The organism is Bacteroidota bacterium (assembly GCA_030017895.1).
In the GTDB taxonomy this organism is placed as follows: Bacteria; Bacteroidota; Ignavibacteria; order UBA10030; family BY39; genus JASEGV01.
In genome coordinates this window covers 1-9617 of record JASEGV010000094.1, presented here as the reverse complement: position 1 = coordinate 9617, position 9617 = coordinate 1, and the positions used below count along the sequence as shown (strand labels likewise).

The 9617-nt window shown below is 40.1% G+C and carries 3 protein-coding genes; all 3 read right to left on the bottom strand.

Going from position 1 to position 9617, the window contains the following annotated elements; translation table 11 throughout:
* The coding region (locus tag QME58_12995) for a hypothetical protein (GenBank protein MDI6804736.1) at window positions 1–183 on the bottom strand (183 nt) is incomplete at its 3' end.
* Window positions 183–5216, bottom strand: a complete 5034-nt coding sequence (locus QME58_12990) for a T9SS type A sorting domain-containing protein (protein ID MDI6804735.1) — start codon at window positions 5214–5216, stop codon at window positions 183–185. The genes QME58_12990 and QME58_12995, both read right to left, overlap by 1 nt.
* A 28-nt stretch (window positions 5217–5244) precedes the next feature.
* On the bottom strand, window positions 5245–9393 hold the full coding sequence (locus QME58_12985) for a choice-of-anchor D domain-containing protein (GenBank protein MDI6804734.1): 4149 nt from the start codon (window positions 9391–9393) through the stop codon (window positions 5245–5247).
* Between the last annotated feature and the right edge of the window lie 224 nt (window positions 9394–9617).

The following is a 9617-nucleotide window of genomic DNA, read 5'->3' as shown; positions in this document are numbered from 1 at the left end:
GACGATAAAATCTATAACACTAAACTTATATTTGAATTTTTGGAACTGCCCTTTAGTAATTGTTTTAAAAGGTAAATCGATTGTCCCGGAATTAGTATCAGCGCCTGCGGGTGAAACAAAAATCGCAGCTTTTGATGAGATTGTGAATATAATTATGAGTAAGAAAGTTATTTTTGAGATCATTATTTTAAGAGTAATAGTTTTTTAATTTGTGATTTTTGTTCATTTTGTAGTTTATAATAATATACGCCAGTTGTAAGATTTTTTGCATCGAACTGGACCGTATAATACCTCCCCGCTTCTGCGACTTCATCAAATAGAGTCAAAACTTTTTGGCCGAGAAGGTTGAAGATTTCAAGTTTAGTTCTTGCAGTTTTATCGGCAGAGAATTTTATTTGTGTCGACGGATTGAATGGGTTCGGATAATTTTGGCTTAGTATAAATTCTGCCGGAACAATTTCTTTGTTGCGTGCTTTCAAAGAAATTGATTTAATATTTTCAACTATATATTCTTTGCTGCCAATTCCTGTCAATTCAATAACATTATCACCTGCAGACAACTCATAAACATCGTTGTTTCTCTTCTGAACGTCCCAGCTGATAGTGATAGGAAAGACAGCAGATGAAATCGTTATTGGGAATATTTCAGGTTTTTCAATTATCGATTTATGTAATTCGACAGCCCTTTGTGAACTGTATCGCACATCGAATACACCTTTTGGTGGAGAAGGTGGTAACCCGAAATAATCTATCGGAAAAGGAGCGTCCGCATCAACACCAAAATATAACGTTTGTGAAGACCCCGCCGCATCTGTAATATTAATTTTGTTGAGCATTTCCAGTTCATTAAGATGGATAGCATTTTCCTTGGACAGTCCACTTCCTGAATTAAAGTAGAGTTTACCGGAACCCGATACTTTTACCCAATAAGCACTCCCCGATTTGATAGAATCGGTAAGAAAATATCCATTTTGATAACCATAAAACGGACTTCTAATAGATATACCTGAGCTTGGTGATATGTCGCTTGTTCGAATCGGTAGCGATATTGAGCCTATCATATTCCAACCAGTATTTACTTCTACCGAATCTGAAGCTCGTTGAGTTCCTGATATTGAAATTTCTTCCGCTGATAAAAATTTAAGCCAATATCCTGAACAATTCTTTAATGTGTCTTTCACTAAATATCCGTTTGCATATATAAAGGCACTTGATATCGAGTTCGGAAACAATTCAGATTTTCTATAATCTATAACCGTAAGCGGAACTGACACCATATTCCATCCGGGATCCACAAAAAACGATGAGCTATAAGAAGCGACAGCAAAATTTACTGTAATTGAATGATTTGCCGAAATATTTCTAAAAGTGTAACTCGACAATGGACCTTGGTATATACTATTAACTTTAACACTATCGATACGATAACCAGCTGTTGGCGTTATAGTGAAGAGAAGGCTATCTCCATAGTTGACGTTAATAACTCCGGATGGACTAATCGAACCATTGGCACCTGCAGTTGAAGTGATTGTAAATTGTTGGATTGCAAACTTTACATTTATTGTTTGATTGGCAACAACATTCAAAAATAAATAACTCGACATTGTCCCTTGATTTACGCCGTCAACTAAAACACTATCAATACGGTAGCCTGTTGCCGGAGTTATTGTGAAGCGAAGACTGTCACCGTAGTTTAAGTTTAACACGCCTGATGGATTAATCGAACCATTCGGACCGGCTGTCGCTGTAATTGTATATTGATTGATAGAAAAATTTGCTGTTACATTTTTATTGCTGTTCATAATAATCGAAGATGGATTATCGGAACCAGATAAATCGCCTGACCAGTTTACAAAATGATAACCTGTTGCTGGAACCGCTGTAAGATGAACGGTTGAACCGCTGTCGTAAACTGCCTGCGATGGATTTCTTGTAACAGTGCCGTGAATTGCGTTTATAGCTAATGAAAAAGTTGTAGTTGGTGTTGTTGGATATCCCCCGCTGAAGTCATACTTGCCACTTCCCGCGTATGCAGTTAGCATTGCAGGAATATCGGCGGCGAGATCAACAGCATAAGTATAAAATGTTGATGGTTCGAATGCAGTTCCGCGCGTTGAACCTCCACCGGTTGTACCGGCTAATATGTTATTTCTCGCAACCAAATCGCCAGGTGGGCTAGCATCTCGTGAAGTTTCAAATGGAATTGGAACATCGAGAAAATATGAGCCCTCTACAACAACATCAGCTTCTAAATTCGAAGAAACGCCATACAAACTGCACTTTCTGTAATAATTATTAAAAACATGCGATTTCCCAAAGCGTACACGAGGATGTCTCTGACCTGTGCTATCGAAATAGTTATGGTGCCACGTAATTTTCATCGCAACGTCTGAAGTTTGACTGTCAGAGTGTCCTTGTAGACAGGCTTTATCGTGTTTATAAAAATAGTTCCATGACAGCGTAACATACGATGCAGTATGCGTAACATCCAAAGCACCATCATAACAATTTGTAAAAGTACAATGGTCAATCCAGATATGGTTGCCAGTCCCCTCTACGTCATCACCTTGAATATTTATTCCATCGTCCGGCGAATTCATAAATTTGATGTTCCTGACAATGACGTTTTTGGAACGTACAATTAAAAATCCAAAACCGGTTATTGTAGCATCGGTACCCACACCAATTATGGATACATCATACAGATCCTTCACGTCTAACATCGGGGCTACGCCTGCTTCTGCAGTAAGAGTTCCAATTACATATACTGTCAGCGGCGGGAAGTTTAAAGTCCGATTTGGATCCACACGCCTGAACATAATGTTCATTAAATCTGTTGAATTAGTTACATACTCTATTCGCTGGTCTGCTCCTGTTCCACCTGTAGTACCGTTAGGATATCCGAAAGCACCGACTGAAGCAAATCCTTTCGGACTCGATTCGTAAGGGAAAGATCCAAATCCTGCCGAGGGTGTCATCACGCCAATTATTGTTTTGTGTGAATTCATTATTAACGCGAACGGATTCGATTGACTCTCATCCGTACCACCCCAACGATAAAATACGTGGCCAGAGTTTGGTGTTGCTGTGAGCGTTACTGATGTTCCTGCTTCATAGTATGTTGATTGTGGATTCGCCGAAACTGTTCCGCTTCCGCTTTTTGTTAGCGTTAATCTAAACATTGCAGTTGCCTGCTGCCCACCTACTACAATCTTATCTAAATTTGGTCCACTACCGTTCGTATTCAATGTAAATCGTAAACGATTCAAACCCGAATGTAAAGCAACAACTACTTTCAATGTTGACCAATTTGACCAACTACCAGTACCCGGGAAAGATGGAGTTGCAATGTTCACATCGTTTAAACTTACAGTCAAACTGCGGCTGCTTCCACCATTCGCGAAAAATATTGTTACTGTATCGGTTGCAGCTGTCGTCCGGCCAATAACAAATTCTACAGAACTTCCTGTTTTATCTGCCATATCGACATAACCAGTTCCTGTATAGCCTGGGTATTGTGTTCGTATATAAGAGCTAACTAAGATAGCATCCTCAGCTTGAAACTCATTTGGCGCTGGTGGTGCGACACCAAATCCAGAAACCGAAACATTCTTTATTGTTGCACCGCCACCTGAATTAGAGATGTTTCCGGTATAACTCTGTATTGCGGTAGGTTTGAATCTTGCATAGAGTGCGGTTGCGCTCAATGCACCACTTGTGTAGGGAATTTGGACTGAAGAAGCATATCCCGAACCGCTTGTCGCCGACACTTCATACCCTGTCGGGGCTGATGCAGTTATATTTCCACTAGAAGGAGTTAGTGTCGTTCCCGATACTATATATGTCTTTTCAACAGAAGTGGAATCAAATAAAACATTGCCGAAAGATAATGATGTGGGTGTAACGGAAATAGTTGCTACAGCTAACGTAGTTTGATTTCCGATTCCCGGCAAAGTAATTAAATAATTTTGTGTGTTGCCGGTTCCAACATTATACTCGTACACTGCAACATGATATGTCGTGTTTTGGGTTAGTCCGGTCATTGTAACCGTGGTTCCAGTTCCGTCGTAAACAACTTTGTTTCCGTTTCCTTGATCAGTTGCAGATGCAAAATTACTGTTTACACCAGTGATTGCATTTCCATCGACAGGTTCCCAGTTCACACCACTGCCTGAACGTGCAACTAATATACGTCTTGCACCATTCCCACCTGCGAAATCTGCAACAATCGAAACATCCGTAACAGTACCAAAAGTTATTGATGATTGAACTGTCGGTTCAGTTGCCAGTGCAGTTCCGCTAACTGCAATATTTTTCGTTGTCGCTCCTATACTTGTATGTGTGATATTACCGGAATAAACAGCCGCAGAAGAAGCATTCATCCTTACCGAAATCGTAATCGGTTGACCAGTTAGCATCCCACCACTTTGAGTCAAAGTTACAGGAGAAGAATTATTATTCCACGTACTACCTGAATTGGTAGAAATCTCAAAACCTGTCGGTACTGTTACCACAACATCATTACTTAAATTATTACCAGAGACAGTATATGTTTGTGTAGCAGAGGGAGTGCCGACAGTTTGTGAAAAGTTAGTTAATGAACTTACTGATGTTGTAATTAATGGAGTAGCACTTGAAGTTGTTCCTGATATAACAACATTTTGCGGACAGACATACTTACCAGATGCAGAAGAAGTGTACCAAGGATAAATTCTCAGATAAAATGTTTGACCATCATTAACATTTACAGTTGGTGAATAAGATAATGAGGATAATGAGCCGTCAGGTAAACTAAGAACGCTGCTATTGAGTTGAGTTCGTACGGTAAATGTTGGGTCAACAGAACACCAAATATTTACTTTCATATTACCACCGCCGCTGGCACCAAGTGAAAGCGTTACCGATGTAATATTAAAAGAATAAGTCGGATTAGGTGATACAGCAAATTGGATGTAACGTGTTTCATTCTGAGCTGTCTCGGCGGGCCAGGACCCAGTAGTTGTTGTTACTCGTTGGCTACTATTCGGACCAGCATAATTGTTTATCACCATATTACTGAAAGATTCATTGTTGCCTGTAACACTTCCCGAATTAGTTGGACTAACCGTTGTTACACTTGTGAGTGGCCAAGTAGAAGAAGCAGTTTGCCCAAATACATTACCTATCAAAATCAACGTAATGAAAACGATTGCGAATATTATTTTAAATTGTTTCATAAATATGTTTCTTTCTAACGAAATAATGTTACTTCTTACCCGACACATTTAAATATAGTTTTCCATCTGCTGAAACTTTTATCCAATAAGCTCTACCCGGTTCAATTGTAGTAGCTACCGAGTAACCATTCTGATAACCGTAGAATGGGGATGATAAATTTACACCGGGGCTACGAGTTACATTCGTTATGCTAATCGGGACAGAGAGTGAACCGATCATATTCCAGCCGGTTCTAACGATTAAACTGTCACTCGTACGTATAGCACCCGATATTGGGACGCTTTGCGAGGTTGGGAATTTCAACCAATAACCAACCGCATTCTCTAAAATAGTTTTAGTTACATAACTTGTCTCGTAAGCGAAAGCGCTCGATGTAGCTGTTGGAAATAAAACTGATTTACTGTAATCTTCAACTGTAAGAGGTACCGAAACCATATTCCAGCCCAATGACATCGCAATACTGAATCCTAAATCATTATTTGCATCCGCAGCAGTCCATCGCGAAAAACTATTTACTCCGCTAAGTGAAATGGTTGTTGCGGATACATTTACAATACCGCCTTGACCTGACCACGTACTACCATTGTCTAACGATTTATATAACTGCAATGAACCCGCATCCTGCCCCGCTAATTCAGAGTCATAATACTTAAATACTAATGCTGCATTTAAACCCGAATTAATTGTGGGCACTATGTTAAAATATCTTAAAATAGAAGATTTACTATTGCCGGTTTGAGCAGTGCCCGTTATTCGTTCGACATTCGTTGAACCAGGGGCAGCATCCGCCGCATTAATCTCAATACCGATTCCACCAAATGTATTGTTGACACCTTGTATCACATTGCGGGTTGTTACAACTTTTCCTATTACTGTTTGTCCTGCAATCTCATTGAGAATTCCTGACGTACCTAATGTAATAGTATTTGCATCTGATAAAAAATTACCATTCATAATAGACAGCATTCCATTCACAGTTGTAGATGCTGATGCCGTTACTCCTGCCGGATTACTGATGATTAAATTATTCAGTGTTGCCGGTAGAACGATTCCGGTGCGCTGTGCTGAAACTCCGTTGAATTTAAAATTTGCACCTGTCCCAAGATTTTTTCCACCTGTGTTAGAAAGCGTAGAATCTAAACCTCCGGCATGAGCACATTCCAGTGTAGCGCCTGCATTCATAGTAAAGGCACCTGAACCCCGTAGAACAGTTGTTCCCATATTAATAACTGAACCGTCATTACCGGTAAATTCAAAACCACCCGCTGTGTATGTATTAGAAGATAGAGAAACATTTAACGCAGCACCATTATTTACTTGAACAGGCACTGTTCCACTGAATATCATACCTGAAAATGTGATATTCTGTGGTGTAATTCCTGCTACAATAAAAGTTGCACCGACAGGTTTTGAATTTTGTGTCGTAGCTCCACCTGACATTGAGAAGTTGCCATGAAGATACCATGCTACTGTCGGACCGCTGCCTCTCGAAATTGAGAAGTTACCACCTGTCGCATTGATGTTACCGTATGTATGAATAGTTATATCGGCGGCGCTTGAAGAGCCGTTTGAAGAAAATTGTCCGCCTTCAACATCGATATTGCCATTGATTGTTATGACATTTGGTGAACCGGCTGATGGACTAGTCATCTGGAAGCGCGAAACACCAGAATTTTTGACAGTAATATTTCCACCGATAGTATTGTTGTACCAAGCCATATCAATGTTAGCTGCTTGACTCGCACAATTCCAAATGAAATAATGGAAATTCTGATTCGGATTACCTGGTTTTGATCCGGTCGTATATCCTGTTACTTCGCACGTTGAGCCTGCATTCCAGGTCGCAACCGGGATCATACCTGCCGGGAGGGCATGTCTGTATGTAGATCCGTTCAAGAAGATCATAACACCGTTCGGAATAATCGCACTTGCACTGGCAGCACCGGAAGCAATTATTGTTCCGTTTACAGTGCTGTTGATAACTCTAAGAGTATCCAGAAGTAGTAACCTTCCCCCGGTTTGAACACCTAAACCACCGGTTAAAACATCTGATAAAAGATAAACAGAATCCGCACCGAGTATAACTACGCTATCCACAACCGATGGTAGAACAGCCCCCTGCCAAGTGCTTGTACTCGACCAATCGCCACCACCCGTTCCGTTACTCAGAACAGTCTTCATGATTAAACCCGTACCGGTGAGTCCAACTACATTCGGTGATGTTGTTGTGTTATTATAGAAACTTAGATTACCGGATAGAACAGCTTCAGCGGTAGGTGAAAAGGTTACATAAAATTTTTGCGTCGCTGCCGGAAGAACGGTAACAGGACCGCTAGGATTAACAGAAAAGTTGTTATTGAAAGACCGGACTGAATCAATGACAAGATTAGTCGCTCCGCCATTTGTTACCACAACGCTGTCAACCTTTGATTTACCTATTGCGATAACACCAAAAGCAAGACTTGCCGGGTTAACTTCAAACACCGGAGCCGTAAACACACCCGTTCCGGATACTGTAACGATGTGAGGCGAACCTCCACCATCATGTGTAAAAGTTATATTTCCACTCGCGGCACCTGTTGCTGTTGGTGAAAATGTAATTTTAAATTTTACACTGTCACCTGCAGGTACCGTTGTGGAGCTTGGTGTTACTGTATAAAGAGGCTCGTCGGAAACTACGGAAGAAACGTTTATTGTTGTGGCACCTATATTCCTTACATAAACACTATCTGTTTTTGAGCCACTCACCTCTACGCTACCCAAATTTATACTTCCTTTACTTAGTTGAAATGTAGTTATAGGTCGGCTTTCGACAATAAAATTAGAAAAAGCATTAAAACCGGCTGCCATCGCAGTATAGGGATCCGAGCCACTTAAATTGGCACTTTTTCCTTGCCAGGCAGTACCTGTATATCTTGAGACTAAGAGGTCAACATTACGATTAAAGCTCGATGCCTCTTCCGCTAAGTTCCATTGTAGAATAATCGATGCATTACTGCCGCCGGCAACTTCTTCATCTATCGTCCATTGACGATTCACAACTTTATTTATATCTACCGGCGAATTGTCAAATGTGGATTTCACACGAACTGTAAATTTATCTGCAGTACCCGTATTATTCATTACTACAGGATTATAATTTGTTGAAGTACCTATCGGGAAAGTTATGTCGGCAGATGCTACATTTCTTTTTAAACCGCCTGTTCCCGTCGTTTTAATATAGTTTGCTGGATTAAATATAAAAGGCCATGAAGCAATGTCTATATATCCTGTACCGCTCAATGTGGTATTAACATCGAACAAATCAATTTCAGGATCAGCTGGAACACCGCTAACTTTAACAACACCACCGTTATTGATATTTAGATTAACTGGACCTAAGACGGTTTGCCCTGAAGCGCGTTGACCAAAAACCCTTCCGCCTAAATCCACTACACCGTTGACTTCGATTGTCAGAACACTTGCAGCACTATTAAACGGTATTATGATAAATCGCTGACCGCCATTTGTTTTCAGAGTTCCATTAATGATGTAAGTAGTGTTACCTCCTGCTACGGGAATACCGGTAGACCCATGATGGAAATCAGCTGTTGAATCGAGTGTTACAGTTCTTCCTGTGTTGATGGTGAGCGTGTTGCCGTTACTTGTTGTTGACTGATATGCGCTGAACCCGATACCTCTGCCCCAGGAACGGTTTATTTTCATATCCTGGTCAATAATAATATTCATATTTACTGCAGCGGATTGGCTACGGACCTGGGATATTTTACATACCCCTGATCCGCTGAGTGTTACTGTCCCAGCGCTATTAGCAGGTTCAAATCCTAAATTTGTTCCTTGAAAAGTTCCACCAAGAGTTCCATTATTAGTTAATGTGGTTCCATAAACCCGCAAATAAAAAATTGAAGAACCTGTATTGGGTCCTATAATTGAACCACCTGAATTAATTGTAACATTTTTTCCGTTTACAGATGCCGGAAGAGATATAATGTGTCCGTTTAACACCGTAACATCGTCATCTGAATCAGGGATACCATCCGAATCAGTTCCTGATACCAAAGTCCATGAACTAGCCACATTCCAGGCTCCGGAAGTCAGACTGTTAAAAACGCCCTGTCCAAAACTAAATTGGACAAACAAAAGGCAAATAAAAGTAAATGCATATAATTTTTTCATATCGCACCTCATAGTTTTAATTTTTGTTAATTATTGTTACTCATTGTTATTCAGGAAATCAGCAAGATTACCTGAACAAGATAAAACATTCTGAAACTTCTGAATAATTGTTTATAAACCGTTAAAACGGTTACGTCATAAATATCCTTTTAATTAAAAATAAACCTGAAAAATTCAATAGAAAGAGTTAAATTGGATTAACTGAAAGAAACGAAAGAAGATAC